The organism is Rhizobium sp. P1_C7, assembly GCF_056406295.1.
In genome coordinates, this window is record NZ_JBFUAL010000015.1 from 1 (window position 1) to 16773 (window position 16773).

18 protein-coding genes and 1 pseudogene are annotated in these 16773 nt (G+C 58.1%); 8 read left to right on the plus strand and 11 right to left on the minus strand.

The annotated features are described in order from the left end of the window. From AC1D2R_RS21660 to hemC, 3 genes are all read left to right on the plus strand, one after another. The coding region (locus tag AC1D2R_RS21660; RefSeq protein ID WP_477970333.1) for an aminotransferase class I/II-fold pyridoxal phosphate-dependent enzyme at positions 1 to 257 on the plus strand (257 nt) is incomplete at its 5' end. A gap of 299 nt (positions 258 to 556) precedes the next feature. Next, a complete protein-coding gene (locus AC1D2R_RS21665; protein WP_477970334.1) occupies positions 557 to 2404 on the plus strand; it encodes an ABC transporter transmembrane domain-containing protein in 1848 nt (615 codons plus the stop codon). Continuing rightward, a complete protein-coding gene (gene hemC, locus AC1D2R_RS21670; protein ID WP_477970335.1) occupies positions 2404 to 3327 on the plus strand; it encodes a hydroxymethylbilane synthase in 924 nt (307 codons plus the stop codon). The genes AC1D2R_RS21665 and hemC overlap by 1 nt, the downstream gene beginning before the upstream one ends. A gap of 438 nt (positions 3328 to 3765) precedes the next feature. Here the strand turns inward: hemC and AC1D2R_RS21675 are convergent, their stop codons facing one another. Then, positions 3766 to 4023 (minus strand): DUF982 domain-containing protein, encoded by a 258-nt coding sequence (locus tag AC1D2R_RS21675; protein ID WP_477970336.1) that lies wholly within the window; start codon positions 4021 to 4023, stop codon positions 3766 to 3768. 97 nt (positions 4024 to 4120) lie between these two features. On the opposite strand from AC1D2R_RS21675, the gene AC1D2R_RS21680 reads away from it, so the two are divergent. Together AC1D2R_RS21680 and AC1D2R_RS21685 are read left to right on the plus strand one after the other, a co-directional pair. After that, a complete protein-coding gene (locus AC1D2R_RS21680) occupies positions 4121 to 4420 on the plus strand; it encodes a hypothetical protein (protein WP_477970337.1) in 300 nt (99 codons plus the stop codon). Next, complete coding sequence (locus AC1D2R_RS21685; protein WP_477970338.1) at positions 4417 to 5061, plus strand: metallophosphoesterase family protein; 645 nt, start codon at positions 4417 to 4419, stop codon at positions 5059 to 5061. Before AC1D2R_RS21680 ends, AC1D2R_RS21685 begins: the two co-directional genes overlap by 4 nt. 46 nt (positions 5062 to 5107) lie before the next feature. On the opposite strand, the pseudogene AC1D2R_RS21690 reads toward AC1D2R_RS21685, so the two are convergent. Beyond that, positions 5108 to 5206, minus strand: a pseudogene (locus tag AC1D2R_RS21690) (MerR family DNA-binding transcriptional regulator); the annotation flags it as partial. 230 nt (positions 5207 to 5436) lie between these two features. On the opposite strand from AC1D2R_RS21690, the gene AC1D2R_RS21695 reads away from it, so the two are divergent. Beyond that, the gene (locus tag AC1D2R_RS21695) at positions 5437 to 6396 is read left to right on the plus strand and encodes an MYG1 family protein (RefSeq protein ID WP_477970339.1); all 960 of its coding nucleotides are present in this window, start codon (positions 5437 to 5439) and stop codon (positions 6394 to 6396) included. Between the two features lie 40 nt (positions 6397 to 6436). Here AC1D2R_RS21695 and AC1D2R_RS21700 read toward each other — a convergent pair whose 3' ends face one another. The 4 genes from AC1D2R_RS21700 to AC1D2R_RS21715 form a co-directional block, all read right to left on the minus strand. Next, positions 6437 to 6667, minus strand: a complete 231-nt coding sequence (locus AC1D2R_RS21700) for a hypothetical protein (RefSeq protein WP_477970340.1) — start codon at positions 6665 to 6667, stop codon at positions 6437 to 6439. A 407-nt stretch (positions 6668 to 7074) separates the two neighbouring features. Beyond that, a complete protein-coding gene (locus AC1D2R_RS21705) occupies positions 7075 to 7392 on the minus strand; it encodes a cupredoxin domain-containing protein (protein ID WP_477970342.1) in 318 nt (105 codons plus the stop codon). An 11-nt stretch (positions 7393 to 7403) separates the two neighbouring features. Then, positions 7404 to 7925 (minus strand): DUF4142 domain-containing protein, encoded by a 522-nt coding sequence (locus AC1D2R_RS21710; RefSeq protein WP_477970344.1) that lies wholly within the window; start codon positions 7923 to 7925, stop codon positions 7404 to 7406. 88 nt (positions 7926 to 8013) lie between these two features. Beyond that, complete coding sequence (locus tag AC1D2R_RS21715; protein WP_477970346.1) at positions 8014 to 8715, minus strand: RNA polymerase sigma factor; 702 nt, start codon at positions 8713 to 8715, stop codon at positions 8014 to 8016. Between the two features lie 270 nt (positions 8716 to 8985). Here AC1D2R_RS21715 and AC1D2R_RS21720 point away from each other — a divergent pair, with 270 nt between their 5' ends. Then, positions 8986 to 9891 carry a LysR family transcriptional regulator gene (locus AC1D2R_RS21720; RefSeq protein ID WP_477970601.1) on the plus strand — a complete coding sequence of 302 codons (906 nt, stop codon included), beginning with the start codon at positions 8986 to 8988 and terminating at the stop codon, positions 9889 to 9891. 39 nt (positions 9892 to 9930) lie between these two features. Next, entirely contained in the window at positions 9931 to 11052 is a 1122-nt protein-coding gene (locus tag AC1D2R_RS21725) for an HPP family protein (RefSeq protein ID WP_477970348.1), read from the plus strand. A 46-nt stretch (positions 11053 to 11098) separates the two neighbouring features. On the opposite strand, the gene AC1D2R_RS21730 is transcribed toward AC1D2R_RS21725, so the two are convergent. From AC1D2R_RS21730 to AC1D2R_RS21750, 5 genes are all read right to left on the minus strand, one after another. Further along, complete coding sequence (locus AC1D2R_RS21730) at positions 11099 to 11398, minus strand: hypothetical protein (protein WP_477970350.1); 300 nt, start codon at positions 11396 to 11398, stop codon at positions 11099 to 11101. Between the two features lie 288 nt (positions 11399 to 11686). Further along, positions 11687 to 12109 (minus strand): hypothetical protein, encoded by a 423-nt coding sequence (locus AC1D2R_RS21735; RefSeq protein WP_477970352.1) that lies wholly within the window; start codon positions 12107 to 12109, stop codon positions 11687 to 11689. Between the two features lie 69 nt (positions 12110 to 12178). After that, positions 12179 to 13177 (minus strand): glycosyltransferase, encoded by a 999-nt coding sequence (locus AC1D2R_RS21740; protein ID WP_477970354.1) that lies wholly within the window; start codon positions 13175 to 13177, stop codon positions 12179 to 12181. Between the two features lie 388 nt (positions 13178 to 13565). Continuing rightward, entirely contained in the window at positions 13566 to 14621 is a 1056-nt protein-coding gene (locus AC1D2R_RS21745) for a sterol desaturase family protein (RefSeq protein WP_477970356.1), read from the minus strand. A 91-nt stretch (positions 14622 to 14712) separates the two neighbouring features. Further along, positions 14713 to 16680, minus strand: coding sequence for a hydrolase (locus AC1D2R_RS21750; RefSeq protein ID WP_477970358.1), 1968 nt, complete (start codon positions 16678 to 16680; stop codon positions 14713 to 14715). Positions 16681 to 16773: the final 93 nt, after the last annotated feature.

The following is a 16773-nucleotide window of genomic DNA, read 5'->3' on the forward strand; positions in this document are numbered from 1 at the left end:
ACATGCCGATGCCGAACCCGAGCCACATCGTCCCCGTCATGGTCGGCGATGCGGCCAAGTGCAAATGGATCTCGGATCTGTTGCTCGACAATTGCGGCGTCTACGTGCAGCCGATCAACTATCCGACGGTGCCGAAGAAGACCGAGCGCCTGCGCATCACACCCACGCCGCTGCATACCGATGCCGATATCGAGCATCTGGTCGAGGCGCTGCATTCCCTCTGGGCACGCTGCGCGCTGGCCAGGCAGGTCGCGTAGAACCAGTCGCAGAAGAAATCTCGCGGCCAATGTCGGTTATCTCGGCATCAGGATGGTCGTTTTGCCGCTCCAGTGCTCTCCCGGTCCGCCAGACACCCGGAGGCTTCCCTTGGAAGCTTTGGGCCACTGCTGCGGAAAGCCGATGACCCCATAATTTAGGAACAATCGCAATTTGCGTGCCCATCTGGGATCTGCCTGATTGCTGATAATACGAGACAGTAGTTGACCATAATCAAAGACTTGATCGCCAACCCGGTAGACAAGGGCCTCATGTTCATCCCCAGGAGAAAACGGCGTTGATGATAGCTCAGCACGACCGACAGCCCGACAGCCCTGCCCACAATGGAGACGGTGGTAAAAACCTACCCCCTACCAGGAAGCAGACTGCAGCCCGGCTCCTTCGCCTTGTTCCATTTCTGCGTCGTCACGGCGGCCTCTCGGTTTGCGCTGCCTTGGCGCTCACATGTGCCGCCTTGATTTCGCTCGCACTCCCGATGGCCGTACGCCGCATGGTTGACAATGGCTTCGGCCATGCCGATGGCGCATTCATCAACCGGTACTTCCTCATGGTGATGACGCTGGCGGTGGCTTTGGCACTCGCGAGCGCATTGCGCTATTATTTCGTGACCACTCTCGGAGAGCGCCTTGTCACTGACCTTCGATCGGCGGTCTTTTCACATATAATTCGTCTTCCGGCTCCTTTTTTCGACAGCAATCGCTCGGGAGAAATAGCCTCCCGACTATCCGCCGACGCCGCCCAGATCAAATCGGCGGTCAGTTTGACGGCATCTGTAGCCTTGAGGAACTCGATCCTTTGCGCCGGCGCTTTGGGAATGATGTTCGTCACCAGCCCAAGTCTCTCCGCGATAGCGATAGGTGTGATTCCCCTCATCCTCACTCCGCTCATTATCTTCGGCCGATCGGTTCGTCGGAAGTCCCGGGTCGCACAGGACAGGCTCGCAACCGCGTCTGCCTACGCCAGTGAAATCATCGCTGCCAACCGAACCGTTCAGGCCTTCAATAGTGAAGACCTCGCTCGCCAACGGTACGTTCGAGGTGTTGAGTCTTCTTACGACGCTGCGGTGACGGCGGCCCGAGCCCGGGCCTGCCTGACAGGCGTCGCGATTGCTCTGATATTCAGCAGCGTGGTTGGGGTACTCTGGCTTGGCGCGCACAGCGTGCTTGCCGGAACTCTTTCGCCAGGGAGCCTTGGCCAGTTTCTGATTTACTCGGTCATCGCCGCGGGCTCACTCGGTTCACTGTCCGAGGTTTGGGGGGAGCTAGCACAAGTAGCCGGTGCTGCAGACAGACTGTTCGAACTGCTGGGCGAAAAGACCTACGATCGCGAGCCGGGGGCTTGCGCCCCGCTGCGCAGCCCGGTTCGGGGTGGTATCGAAATCTTGGATGTCACCTTCTCGTATCCGGGAGCGCCCGGGCGCGCCGTCCTGGACGGACTGTCACTAAGGGTCTCGCCGGGTGAGATGGTTGCGCTGGTCGGCCCGTCCGGGTCGGGGAAGAGCACGGTTTTTTCCCTGCTGCTCGGGTTCTACGACAATCAGGCAGGCAGTCTGTCGATCGATGGCAGGGAGCTCAAGTCGATCTCGCCCCAGGATATCCGCAAAGAGATATCTGTCGTACCCCAAGACGTGACGGTTTTCACGGCCTCGATCCACGACAACATTGCGTTCGGACGGCCTGATGCCACACGGGATGAAGTGGTCGCGGCCGCTATCAAGGCCCAGGCGCACGGTTTTGTGACAAGTTTGCCGAACGGGTACGATACCGTCGTTGGCGAGCGAGGCTTGACCCTTTCAGGAGGGCAAAGGCAGCGACTGGCGATTGCGCGTGCGATACTCAAGAACGGACCAGTCCTTCTCCTGGATGAAGCCACATCCTCGCTGGACGCAGAGAGCGAGCTGTTGGTTCAGCGAGGGTTGGAGGAGTTGATGGAGGACAGGTCCAGCATTGTCATCGCCCACAGGCTTGCGACGGTGCTCAAGGCAGACAGGATCCTCGTGATGGACGAAGGCAGGATCGTAGAGGAGGGGACTCATGCTTCGCTCTTGCGTCAGGGTGGGCTCTACGCCCGCCTGGCAGAACTGCAGTTCAAAGCCGCTTCCTCCGAATTGAAACAGGATGCGGCGTGATGGCGAGCCCCAGCAAAATTGCAAGACCCATAAGGGTCGGGACGAGGGCGAGCCCTCTTGCGTTGGCGCAGGCCGGCGAGGTGGCAGACAGACTGGCGTCGATCCACGACCTTCCACGAGAATGCTTCGAGATCATTCACTTTGCGACCAAGGGCGATCAGTTGCGTGACCAGCCCCTTCCCGAGATCGGAGTAAAGGGTCTTTTTACAAAAGAGCTGGAAGAGCGGCTGCTCACCGGCGAGTTAGACATGGCAGTCCACTCGGCAAAGGATGTTGCGACCTCGCTCCCGGAGGGGTTGCTTCTCAGCGCGTTTCTTCCTCGGGAGGACGTTCGTGATGTCTTCCTTTCCCGTAGCGGGTTCACACTTTCGGAGCTCCCGCCTGGCGCGATTGTCGGGACATCTTCGGTCCGTCGCCATGCGCTGGTCGCGATGCATCGTCCAGACGTGGAGATCGTGCCGTTTCGAGGATCGGTTGGAAGTCGGTTGCAGAAGCTGGAACAAGGCGGCGTCGACGCGACCCTGCTTGCCTTGGCTGGCCTGAAACGCCTGGGCATCTCTGATGGCATTACGCAGATTTTCAGCACACGAGAGTTCCCGCCCTCACCTGCGCAAGGCGCCATCTGCATCGAAACCGCCGTCGTCAACCGCTGGATCAACGAGCTTGTATCCGCTGTAGACGACGTGGCAACAGCGGACGCCGTGAAATGCGAGCGCGCCTTTCTGCGGACGCTGGATGGCTCGTGTAGAACTCCAATCGGCGCCTACGCAGTTTGTAGCGGCAGCGAAATCATCCTCCGCGGCATGACAATCCAGCCGGATGGAGCAAAGCGCGCGAACATTCTGGTACGCGGGGAGAGAGCTTCCGCGGAGGCGGTTGGCATCGAAGCCGGACGTCACGCACTTTGCGCAGCAAATTCATAGTCCGTTCCGACCGGATAGAGCAGCAAAGGCCCGGACACGTTGAAAGCGTCACGACGTCGCGGTGGCCGTGCTCGACGAGGAGGACAATGCCCGCGTATTCAACCGAGGGAGATCTGCGATGTCATCAGACATTCGCACGGCGGCGAAAACGCGCCGCTTGCCAACCGACAGTGGCGGGAGGTCGTTATCAACTCCCCTCGCAAGAACGGACAGATTCCCGAAGGTGCGAATGACACCGGTGACCCCAACCTGGCATAATGTCGCGTTGTCGATCGCAGTGCGGCAACGCGTGGAAGGTGCCAGATCCTTCAGATCACCGAGAGGTGGCTGACAGGGCGCGCTCGTTCTGGGCGGGAGCACACTCAATGACCAACCCTGGAAGACGACACGGCCGTCCTTCAACGAGCGGAGAGGGCAAGATGTCCCTCATCAGCCAGATTATCCCGGATTATCCATGACGCCCGCGCTCCGGTGAGGTCCGCCGGTCGCCGCGAGCTCAACAGCGATTCTTGCATCCTCGGCAGGCAGTTGGCCTTCGTGCACCGCATGGCAGGCACGCCAGGCGTTGCGCCATCTTTCCGTGTTCTGGTTGGGCTCGTGGATAAGCCAGTTCATCGCTTCTTCGGCTGAGCCAACAACGATCCGAATACGGTTGTCTCCCAGCACGAGCGGCTTCTTCCAGCGTTGTATCAACATGAGTGCGTTCCAAACGTGGGTTGGTCGATCCTAGCCAATTCGCGGCGACGAGAACGCGTTCTCTCCCTCGTTCCGTAAAGAGAAACAGGGCCGTCAAATGCAGAACAAATTCGACTCGGCCTCAATGCGCGATCTCACCGGTTGGATCGGCTATCGCCGACGCGTTTACGAAGCAGAGACCTGCATGCTTGATGAAGCCAGAACGATATCATCTTTGGGACCGAAGTTGAACGGTGAAAGACGCCAATTTCGCGTTCATGCGATATTTAAGCACCGCCGTCTCGGGCGAATAATCACGGGCAGCGGCAGCAAGTACAGGCTGGCGAAAAAAGCGGCGGGGGCCATATTTCACCACAGTCGAAAGATCCAAGTCGAGCGCAAGAGGTTGGTTGTATGAGCGTCACGTTCGCGATAGGCGATATCCATGGCTGCATTGACCCAATGAACAGGTTGCTGGCCCGCATCGAAGCATACGCCGGGCACGGCACGATTGTCTTCCTCGGCGACTATATCGACCGCGGACCCGACAGCAGAGCGGTCGTTGAACGACTGATGGCTGGCCCAGAATCGCCCGGGTGGGTTTGGATCGCGCTCAAGGGTAACCATGAACATATGATGGTAAGTGCTCATAACGGCCAAAGCGATGAATCTTGGTGGCTCGAAAATGGCGGGCTCCAGACGCTACAATCATATGGAGCAGGGATTCCGGAAGAGCATTTGAACTGGGCGCAAGCCCTTCCGTTCCTTCACGCCGACGAGCACCGCATTTTCGTTCACGCCGGGGTCAGGGAAGGTGCGTACTTTGAGGAACAGTCGCCAAACGATTTGATGTGGACGCGGTTTCCAGACCAATACTCGGGCACTTACTGGGGAAAACACCTCTGCCACGGACACACCCCTTCGCCCAAGAACCCCATGACCGTTGGTGACCGTACAAACATCGACAGTGCGTGCGTATTTGGCGGCCGGCTAGCAAGTGCGGTGTTCGAGGACGACAAGCCTGGCGGCCCCATCGAATTCATTCAGGTCTGCGCATAAGCAAAGTGCGGCCTCCCGGGGCGTTGCCAGCTATGACACGAATGGCCCCAGTGCGGTGCGCAGGGATAATCAGCTTAACCTGTTCATAGTAGCGGATCATTTTCGCGGTGAGGCCACTTTCTATTGCTGCTTGGCCGATATTCAAGTCGATTTCTCCCCAATTGAAACGTAGCGCACGCTTGCCGTGCGATAGGCGCCAAACTGGTTGATAGTCTTTCCCCACCGGCCCCCCGACGGCCCTTGGATCTAGTGCCATGCGGCCCAACGCGGGGCGGCGCAGCGGAATAAGCGAATGGCGGGTTGAGATGGCATTCAGCAACGGCTATCTGGTGCTAGCCGCAAGCGGCACTCAGCGAACAACAAGGTACACCCGGCATGATTCCAGATTTCCTCGTCACCCATTCCGGTGGCTTCCATGCCGACGAACTGCTGTCCAGCGTCATTCTGACCCGGCTTTTCCCGCAGGCTCGTCTCATTCGAAGCAGGGCGCCGGAATGGATCACACCCGGCACAGACCGCATCATCTACGATGTTGGAGGATCATATGACGCTGCAAAGCGGATCTTCGATCACCACCAACGCGGCGCTCCACAGCGCGAAGAGGGTCAGCCGTTCAGTTCGTTCGGATTGATCTGGAAACACTATGGCCGTGATTATCTTGCCGCCCTTGGCCTACCCGAAACGCATGTTGAGGCGGTACACGCCTCTTTCGATGCAAGCTTTGTGCTGCCGGTCGATCTCGTGGATAATGGTGCGCTTAGCCCCTCTGTTGCCGGGCCGCTGGCTGGGTTGACGCTGCCGGCTTTGCTGGAGACGCTAAAACCCGTTTTCGACGAGCCGAGCCCCGACGCCGAAGATCGCGGTTTCCACGCCGCCCTGGCCATTGCCCGTAGTTTCACCGAGGCAAGCATAGGCAGAAGCGCCGCAAAATTGCGGGCAGAGGCGGTGGTGCATCAGGCAATCGAGGACACAGGCCAAGGACGCATTCTGGAGCTCCCAATGGGAATGCCCTTCCGTCCCGCCATCGTGAAGGCGGGCGCCGATCACCTCTTGTTTGTCGTTCATCCCCGTGAAAACGATTGGTGCCTGACCGGCATCCGCCGTGCGGAGGAGGGATTTGAGCTGCGAGCAGATCTGCCTGCGGCTTGGGCCGGCCTGACCAACCGTGACCTGGAGGCGGCTTGCGGCGTAGACGGCGCGACCTTCTGTCACAATGGCCGCTTCATCGCGGCCGCCAAGACCCGTGAGGCTGCTATTGCCATGGCCGAGTTGGCGGTAGGGGAAGCCATCTCTATGCAGCTAGGTCAAACAGTGGCGGCGAAGGCGGCGCGTTGAGTGCTCAATTCCGTTTGTGATTTACCGTTGATTCGCCTGATCATGTCCTCCCCCGGAAGAGGGCAGGGCCAGCTCGGAAGCTGGCCCTGCAAATCACCTTGTACCTGGAATAGTCGAGTTTCGGAGCCTTCGACAGGTCGTCTTTCGACGTGTCGACAAATGCCTTCAACTTGCCATCCTGATCGGCGAGTGTGATCAAGGCTGGATCGAGGACGACGTAGCTTTCGCCGATGCCGAGGAAGCCGCCGACGCTGGCAACGATGCCGATCACCGACTTGCCGCCGCCAATCACGACGTCAGAAATTTATTTCCTCGTTCTGCCTATTGTAGATATCAATCACGATCAGCTTAGATGTCACCAGGTCGGTATCTTGAATGCTGACGTACCGCAACGGCACGGTGGCAGGCGCTCCCATGGAGATGCCCGGACCAGTCAATGTGGCGTCGGATCCAGTTGCGGCAGGCGCCTGTACGAGGACAGCGCCACTATCTGATTATTATTGGCGAACGAAAGCTCCCACAAAGTGCGATGAGTTTGCCGATGCAACCATGCTTGCGGCCGGATCAGGTCCCAGGAGCAGAGGTGATTGTCATACTTGCATGGTTGCCGAAGTGACAAGGCAGTCTGGCGCGCCCACATCATCCTGGTGGACGGGAACCACCAGGCGCATCCTCAGACTATCTCACCTCGACCTCAAGCGTACCGACCATATTGGGATGATATCGGCAATAGTAACGGATCGTTCCTGCCTTCGTCATGATCAGAGTGCCTGTGCTCCCCGCAGGGATCACAATATCAAAAGCGCCTTCAAAGGTTGCCGTATGGTCCATGATATCCTTGTTCGACCACACGATCTTGTCTCCCGCCGCCGCGCTCACAGTGCCGGGATCGAAGGTGAGTTTTCGGATGGTGATTTCGATCGTAGCTGCTTGCGCTGGCGAAAATCCCAACACAAAGACGAGGAATGCAATGCCAGTGCCCAAGATGTTTTTCATCGTGCGCCGCTCTATTTGAGGGTTGCTGCGACGTGTTCGGCGTGCTGCTCATGCCCTTGGAAGAGCTTCAGGCCCGTCTCCAGGAGATCCTTGAGTTCGCCGTTCTTGGCCGACGGAATAAGCAGGGTTTCCAAGGCACCGTTGACCTGCTTGTGATATGCCACCTCATTGTCAACGTAGGCTTTGTCGAAGGCGGAACCCTTGAGCTTTGCCAGCTTCTCGCGTTCCTGGGTGGCGGCGCTGGACAAGGACTGGCTGGTACTGTTGTCTTCGGGCGTCACCTTGAGCTTTTTTACAAGACTAAGCGCTTGCTTGTTCACGGCCTCGTGGTCTCGCAGCATGTCATTCGCGAAGGCGATTACCTGTTTGTTCTTTGATTTCTCGATCGCCAGTTTCGCGGCTTCGATATCGATCACGCCTGCGGTATAGGCGATGTGAGCAATCTGCGGATCTGTCGGACGTTCACCCGCAGCAAATGCGACTGGAGTAACAAGGCAAATTACGGCTAATGCCGCACTCAGACGGATAAACATGGAATGTCTCCTCTTCGCCGGCGGTCAAAGCGCCGGACCCGTTGCTAACATTCCTTTGATGCTCGTATGCACCGGACGTTCCCCAAAATTACGGCATGAAGCCCAATTTTCCCATGACGCTCTGCGTCAAGCGGGCGCACCTCTTGCCTGCGAAGGGAAACGCATCGAGGAGGACCGGACCAATGCGTTCGTCGATGTGCCTTCGCAACAGGATGCGAGCGCGGTGAAGTCTGGTTCTCACCGTCTCGGGCTTGATTTCCAGCAGTTCAGCGGTGTCTTCGACAGACAAGCCCTCTATCACTCGCGCAACAAATACGAGGCGGAAATTATCGGGAAGCTGATCAGTGGCTTCCTCGACCAATTGCAAAATCTGGCGCTGGGCCATCGCCTTCTCCGGATCATCAGAAGCGGCTCCATGGGGAAACTGCAGGATTTCGGCTCCTGAGAGCTCGGAGGGCAGGGCGGTCTCGGGGGTGCGGGAAATCTTGCGGAGCCGGGTAAGAGCTTCGTTGAGCACAATCCGATGCAGCCAGGTTGAAAGTCGGGATTCTGCCCGAAAGCCGTCAAGGTGCTGGAAGGCCCGGAGATAGGATTCCTGGACGACATCCTCAGCCACACTGTCGTCGCGGACGACCCCGCGCGCGATTCTGAACAGACGTTGATTGAACCGGGTCATGATGGTCCGAAACGCCTCGGGATCGTTGCGAAGAGCGGCTGCAACAAGCGCCTTATCGTCCGACCAGTCCAGGGAGCTGAGCTCTGTCGGTGTCACACGGCCTAAAGGGTTCATGGCGATCTCCAGTCGCTGATTGGATGCCGCTGTGGCTGAAGCGTTCCCATCGATCTCCAAATATTGTTGCGACATACCAACCAGTGCCAGATCAATCGGGGAGCGCTTGGGTCTTGGACGTCATTTCCCTGATCTCATGCATGGTTTTGCAGTGTTCCGGATGGCTTAAATCACAAGTTCAGATCGAGGTTGCAAGATGCTTGAGCTTTGCCGATGATTTTCGTAAAGAGAATTCTAGACGAACATCATTCTCATATCGAGATCTATCCGGTGGACCTTACTTCAATAGAGATATTCCTGGCGGTCGCGCGAGACCACAGCGTCACCAAAGCGGCCGCGGCCATCGGGCGCGCGCCTTCCAATGTGACAACCAGAATCCGGCAACTGGAAGAAGATCTAGGCGTCGCTCTCTTCAGCCGCGACGGCAAAAAGATGACGTTGACCCCCAAAGGAGAGAGTTTTCTCGGCTACGCCAATCGGTTGCTGGCGCTCGCGCTAGAGGCACGCCACGCGGTAGGGGTATCGACGCCTAGCGGAACGTTGCGCGTTGGCACGATGGAAAGCACGGCGGCAAGTCGTCTTCCTTTGGCACTCTCCCAGTTCAACGAGATGTGGCCTGACGTGTCCCTCCGCCTCAAGCTCGGCGCTTCGCGAGATCTCGTGCGGGAGGTCCTCGCTGACGCATTGGACTGCGCCCTGATAGCCCGCCCCCCGAAGAACCTTTTGGAGACCGAGGGGTCTTTCGACAAGGATCTCAAGGCCCTCCAAACGGAGCCCGTCTTCGTTGAAGAGCTGCTCATCGTACTGCCGGCTGGGCATCCCGCCATCAAGTCGGCATCAGATCTTCGGGTTGCCAACCTTGTCGCTCTGGAGCCGGGTTGTACCTATCGACGCATCGCCGAAAACTGGGCTGCCAAATCGGCTTCCATCGAGACTGTGGAGCTCGGCTCCTACCATGCGATCATGGCAAGCGTCTCGACTGGAAACGCTGCAGGTGTCGTGCCGCGATCAGTGCTCGATTTGATGCATTGGCCAACAAAAACGCCTGCCCATTCGATGGGGCTGGTCGAGACACTGCTGGTCTATCGGAAAGGCAACCTTCCGAGCGCATTCAGTGCTTTCCAACAGGTATTGGACGCCACCAAAGGCAGAGACCGTCGTATGATGGCAGCCTGACGCCATACTCTCAAACGAAACCCAATCCTGGTCCCAATCATGTCTTCTCGCAATCTAGGTGGGGCGGAAACGTCCGGTACCCGACGCTTTCGACTCTTCTCACCAATTCTGGCTGGCGCCACGCTGAGGGAGCGACTGATCGCATGCCTTGGTGCGTTGGTCGGCATCGGCCTGACCGGTGTCATCAGCGGCTACCTGTTCGGACAGGGACCAGATCTTCCACTGATCGTCGCCCCAATGGGCGCTTCGGCTGTGCTTCTCTTTGCGGTTCCTTCCAGTCCGCTCGCCCAACCGTGGTCGATCATTGGCGGCAATACGATCTCGGCCATGATGGGGATCCTAGCCGCCTACTGGATACATGATCCGATCATCGCAATCGGCGTCGGGGTGTCTCTCGCGATCGGAGCAATGTCCTTTACGCGAAGCCTTCATCCGCCCGGTGGCGCGGCTGCGTTGACAGCCGTTCTCGGCGGTCCGGTCGTGGCCGGCTGGGGGTTCCTGTTTCCATTCGTCCCGGTCGCCTTGAACTCCTGCATTCTCGTTTGTTTGGGGCTTGTTTTTCATAAGCTTGCAAAGCGGAATTATCCCCATGTCGCAACAAAAGTCCCGGAGAACACGCATCTGACAGTCGATCTGCCCTCGTCCTTGCGGGTGGGCTTCCGGGATGAGGACGTGGACGCCGCCTTGGCGACCCTGGAGGAGACATTCGACATCGACCGGGACGACCTGGCAAGGCTCCTCCATCAAGTGGAATTGCAGGCGGCAATCCGCTCTCATGCCGGCATCAGCTGCGCTGACATCATGTCGCGTGACGTCATCGCGGTGGAGGAGAACGTCGCGCCGGCCCATGCGCGACATCTGCTCCTCAAACACAATATTCGTACACTGCCGGTCAAGGATCGCGAGGGTAGGCTCGTTGGTACGGTTGGATTGAGAGAACTGCTGGAGAGTGGGGACACTCTCAAAAGGATGGCTAAGCCAGCGACCGCGTCGGCAACTGATCATGTCCTTTCATTGTTGCCCGTTCTAACCGACGGCAGGACCCACGCCGTCATCGTCACGGATGACGACGACCGGATACTGGGGCTGATCTCGCAGACCGATCTGCTAAGCGCCGTCGCGCGTCTTCTCCCGAACGGCGGATCAGGCAGACTGGCATGATCACGATGCGGTTTATTCGGCGGCGACATTGACGGGAGACGGATATCTATTGTCGCAGCGCTGTGTCCGCCTCGTCGCGAACGGCAGTGCGCTCTAGGCGCTCGGAGATGCTTGCGACGAATGTAATGCCCTGCTCCAGTAGAAGCTCTGCCGCGCGGAGATCGCGCACTGCAAGATCGGCGGCGCAGCCGCGCACCGTCAGCGCAAGGCACATCGAGTTCTGGGCGGAGCGGGTGTCCCCGCGCTCCTGCGCCTCTTCGGCAACCGCTTCAAGCGCATCTGCCACCAGCACCATCATGTCGGAGCGCTCGCGCCGGGTCATCTCGTTCAAGGTTCTTGCAAGCATGTCTTCCATCCATTGTCTCGCGATAGCCAAGCGGGGATGGCGCGTTGGCGGTTGCGTTTTGTTTTGTTGGAGACTGTCGACGTAATTGTCTTCTGGCTAGTCACTAGATGGAGCCAGGGTGTCGGTTAATAAGGCCCGGATCCATGTCATCCATGCATTGCAGCCGTGCAGGTGTCCGTCGCGGGATCTACGGCGACATCGGCTGTGGTCGAACGATGTCGCGTGTCGGGCGCAAAGCGGGCGCCTATGCGCCAAACAAAATCCAGCACCAGTCGATCTGGGCGGGCTTCAGCCTTTTTGCGACGCGTCGCCTTGGGGATTTATCGCCCGCTCCAGCAAAGCAACGTTCTCGACTGGCAGGGTAACAGACGTCGTCACGCCCAGAATGCGAACCGTGACCTCCGCCCTGTCGTTATCGACTGCTGCAATTTCGCCGAACACGCTAACCCGGTCGCCCTTGCTGAGAGTACGAGCAACGCCGTCGGTGCGCCACGTGGCGCTGTCGTCCCAGTAGAGGTCGAGCTCGGAGACGCCGATATTTGCCAGAAAGGCCGCTTCCAGATTCTGCTCCAGCCATTCAGGTGAGCAGCCCAGTGCGGTGGCTGCTTCCGTGGCGTCCTGATAGTCGTTCTCGCCACCGTCGCCCCAGGTGACCGCGACCGACTGCCCGCGATCGGGGTTGCGGTATACCCGGATGTTCTTCTGTCTCATGAATCGTGCTCCTGCCGGTCGTTAATGACCCAGACTGCTGCCCGGTTGCGGCGCAACCTCCTTTGAGGTTCAGCGCGCCATGCAGTAAAGTATGTCCTTTGCAAGGGAGGTCCACCTTTGCCTGCCATTATGCGAATTGCGATATTCCCCCTTGGCGAAGTTTATGGCGATCAAGATGGGGCTGGACATACGCGCAGCCTCGTAGACCTTGCCGCGGGCGGTGACCTGGCTTAACGCAAGGGAATAGACTGCGAGCGCCGCGTCCCGGTTAAACCCTGGGAATTGCTTCCTGACGTCGGCCGGAAGGGCGCCGACGATCTGCACCATTTCTGACGTCGCTGCGATATAACTGGCATTGTCAGACTGAACTGCGGCGCGATCTATTCTTCGCCGACCCCTTCTTGCGCCGAACAGATTTTTGCCGTGCTGACGATATTTGACGAGCGGTGTTGCGATTTCAACGGTGTGGCCTGTCACCTGGGAAAGAAAACAGACCCACCTGTCGTGCGCAATCCGGTGCTCGGGCGCAATATAGTCCAAAAAGCGCGACTGGACGGGGCCGATCGCGAGTAGTTCGCGCCGGAAAACCATGGAAAATCCGAAGAACGTATGCCAAACATCGTAAAAGAGCGGCGGGCGGATGGCGTTGTACTTTATACCCTGTTCGAACAAGCCGATATGCTCGCCATTGGCGTCGATAAGCTCTGCGGTGTGAACGATAAGGGTCACCCTTTGATCGTTAAAATGCGTGGAACACAGCTCCAGTTTCCTCGGATGCCAGACGTCGTCTTGATCGCAAAATGCAATCCAATCGGCAGTTGCATGCAAGCTTGCATGGATAAAATTCTCTCTAAAGCCTTTGCCTGGATGGTTTTGTAGGCGGATGACCGGGAATGGGCATCGACGCTGGAATTCATCCAAAATAGCGCTTGTACCATCGGATGAATTATCGTCGCTGAGGACAATTTCGTCGGGCTGACGCGTCTGCGACAAAATGCTCGCAAGCTGTTCGTTGAGAAACGAGCTGCCGTTGCAGGTTGCCAATACCACCGATATGCGATCAGACATCAGAGTGACCAGACATGAACGTGGAGCTTGGCGGTTCCCGTGGGTTTAGATTGTCTCTGCGGGGGCGTAATCGCGAGCTTCAGAAACACCGGTCGACAAGACCCGCGTCCACCTTGTCCATGCCATGAATCCGCTGCATCACAAGACATGGTTGTCTCCCGGTCAAAATATCCGGTGTAGTAATACAGTATACTTGAACATTGCCAAAGCGTCCACCGCATCAACTGCGAAATACGCTGACCTAAATATGCAATAACGGCCGATCTATATCACTTGTTCATTTGTTTTAGGAAAAGGAGCGTGGCTTTTGCTTGCCGGTGGGCGCCGGATATGAACGTCGCCTGTCGGGTATATTCCGGATGCTGTCGTTACCTTGCATCGGCTAATCCTAGCCGAGATCGGAACTCGTTTGGATATCCGAGCGAGGCTGTCCCGTACCCATGTCGCTGGCGACCGGTGTTTTGGACGTTGTAGCGGCGGAGTTGTTCGGTTTTGGTCGTGCCAAATTCAAGAGGATCCTGCCGCTCCTCAGTACTGGCGTGACGAATGCGCCCTTGATCGTGTTGAATTTTTGCAACGAACTGTCGCTGTAACCGGAAATGCCGAACACAACCTTCTCCCCCTTCGCCGGTCGATATGCTGTTCGGAAAAGCCAGTCATAGATCGAAAGGTTCGTGCCAAAGTTCCTGTCCCAATGCGGCTGGAGCTTGCTGTGATGAATCTGGTGCATGTGTGGGCTGATGAGAAAGCAATCGAACCATCCCAGGCTGACCGGAATATGCGAGTGCTTGAGCGGATCAAGCGTCCATACGGTAAAGATCTTGCTGGCCACCGCCTTGAGAAGCAGCGCCTCCGGCAGGCTAATGCCGAACACATAGATGAAAACCCCGGCCGTCGGACCGGTTATCATCCCGGCCATGGCTCCTCCATAAAGGATAGGAAGCGAATGGCCCCGCTTGGAGGTGAGTGGATTGAGGAAATCCGCAGAATGATGGACCTTGTGCAATTCCCACAGAGCAGGGATCTTATGTTCAAGATAATGTACGAGATAATCGGCGAATTCCGCGGCAAGGAACATCGCAAGCGTGCAGACGGAAGTCGCAAGATAATCGACGCTATGGGGCGTCATGTCGCCAAACAGCCGTCGCAGAAGAAAATCCGTCGACGCGGCCGCGAAGGCCATAACGGCGATGCCGGGTGCTGCAAAAACAAAATCGGTAAATTTGCGGTGGACGTAAATAAGAACGTCCATGTGGAAGCTCTTCGATTTCCACGGGCTGAATGGAATGCAGTGGTCGATCACTTCCTTGATCGAGAATTGACCGCGATTGCGATAGAGTTGCAGGGCAAAGGTCAGTAGGCCCGCGCCGAAGAAGATTCCCCAGGTGATGGCGAACTGAGGAAAGCTGATGAAATACGAGTATAACGCGTTCAGGGAAATCACTCGGCCTTCCTCACATTGCGATTTCGCGAAACCGCGGCGTCGTTTGGTGGCGTTGTCGAAAAAGCGGCAACAACCGCTTCCCAACCTCAGTCTACAAATGCAGACGTGCGGAGACCCCCCGCACGATATGGGCAAATTCCAGTGCCGGCAGCAGTGCCGACTTCAGGCGGGGGAAATCACGAGCGATGGCGCCTTCGCGCCAAAGCTGGGACCTCATTGACGTCAGCAGACGTGCAAAGTCTGCCGTGTCTGTCTGCTCGAGCACGCGGACGCTTTCCCGTCGGCCAAAATCGATCGAGCGCGGTCCGACGCCAAGCACTGTCATGTCCGAGGCGCTGGGGTTGGTGATCGCCCGCTTCAGGCGCGACCAGGCGATGTCAGCGTCCTTCATGACCTGTGCACCAGTCCGAAGCCCATCGATGTAATCAAGAGCGCCTGAAAGCAGCGAGTTTCCGGCCGCGGCATCGATCGTGCCATAGCTTATGTCGCCTGAGTTGCTGCGCACGACGCCATCTTCGCCTTCGTTCAAATGGCGAACCGATGGAATCGCAGGTTCGAAGAGGCTTTCGATGATGTGCCAGTATCGGAGGATGACGGTTTCGACCTTCAACGGATTGTATTGGTTCTCTTCGACCACCAGCCCGCTGACTTCGGGGAAATGATCCTCGCTCATTCGCTTGTAATTGCAGCGGGCAAACTGGATGGTCTCGAAGTTTCTTTCCGGCAGGCCGGCGGCGAGAAGCCGCTGCGTGCTGCCGTAAAGGCCAGTGTCGCAGAGGATGATACGCGTCGCGGGCGCGGAGAATGTATCGAGATGGCGCCTGAACAGTCGATTCTGTCGGGCAATATCTTCGCCCACCTCTAGCCCGTCTGACCGGTCGAGCATTGCGAAGAAGCGCTCCGGTACAAAGGGTTGTTGCCAGGCGGTCGTCAGCTCATATTCGCCACCGCCCAAGGCAGCGGCGACCTCTGCGAAACTGTTCTTTGCGAACTCCCGCCCCAGCTCGTCCAAGACGGCGAAACTGCGCATCTCCAGAGCGGTACGCGCGGCCACCAGTCTCGAAATGAGGATGTTTTCGCGGCGGATGTCCAACGGCAGCTGAAGCCGTGCAACCAGGGTCTCAAAGGCTTCGCGAATCCCAATCCCGCCCCGCGCGCAGAAAGCCAAGACACAATTGCCCTGTGCTTCAGCCTGGGCCGCATAGAGCCATATATAGAGACAAAACTGCGCAACGATGGGTCCGAACACGTCGCGACCGAACGAGCCCTCGTCGCCCAACGTAGGGACGGCCAGAACACCGGACGACAACCGCCGACCAGCCTTCCTGAACGCTTCGGCGCGTGCGCCATCGGCACGCGTGGCAAAGTGGCGAATGCGGCCCTTGGGCAAGTGCATCGAGTGGATGCCCAATTTGCTTGGGATAAGGTAATCCGCGACATAGTCGTCGCCGATGTGCAGCATCTGTGCGGGTGCCGTCTTTTCAGCCGACAACACTGCCGTAAACAGGCTGCCGAAACGCTTGCTGGCCCCGACGTCGGCACTCGAGTATACCTTGTCGATGAGGCCGGGGCCGTGAAAATAGTCTATGAGTTCTGCCAGCCGGTCGCCGGTCAGTGCGGTATCTGAAACCGCGACAATGCGAATGCCCGCCTGGCGCTGCTGGCGCAAGGCCGTGGCCAGCGCAGTGTTGGCCGAGAGGGAAACCCTTTCGACTGCCATCTCCAGCCCGAGCCGCTGCTGCAGCAGATCTGCGGGAAGGCCGAGCATTGTCAGCTGCCGCGCGATGATGTCCTCAAGACGGACTTCTCCGATGCCGCCGCCCACGTTCAGCGCACGATAGGCAAAGCCTTCGGCCAGTCGCCGTGCTTGAAAAAGCTGTTCGGCGTCGATGCAAAGCCCCTGTTCTCTCAGAAGGCGAGCAAAACGCCGTTCCGCCTCGATCAGACGCGTGCGCTGGGATCGCGGCCGACGGAGCAGCAATGTATCGAACACGTCACTGGAAATAAGGCCAATGCCGTCCAAGGGGCTCAAGAGACGATCGAGGTTTCGCCGCAACACTGCACATCCCTTCGCCATCTCTCGACTTCGCTTCGTCCCATTAAGAAGTCGCCCTGTCCTTGAGCCGAACCGTTCCCGTGCTGTAGCCGTGAG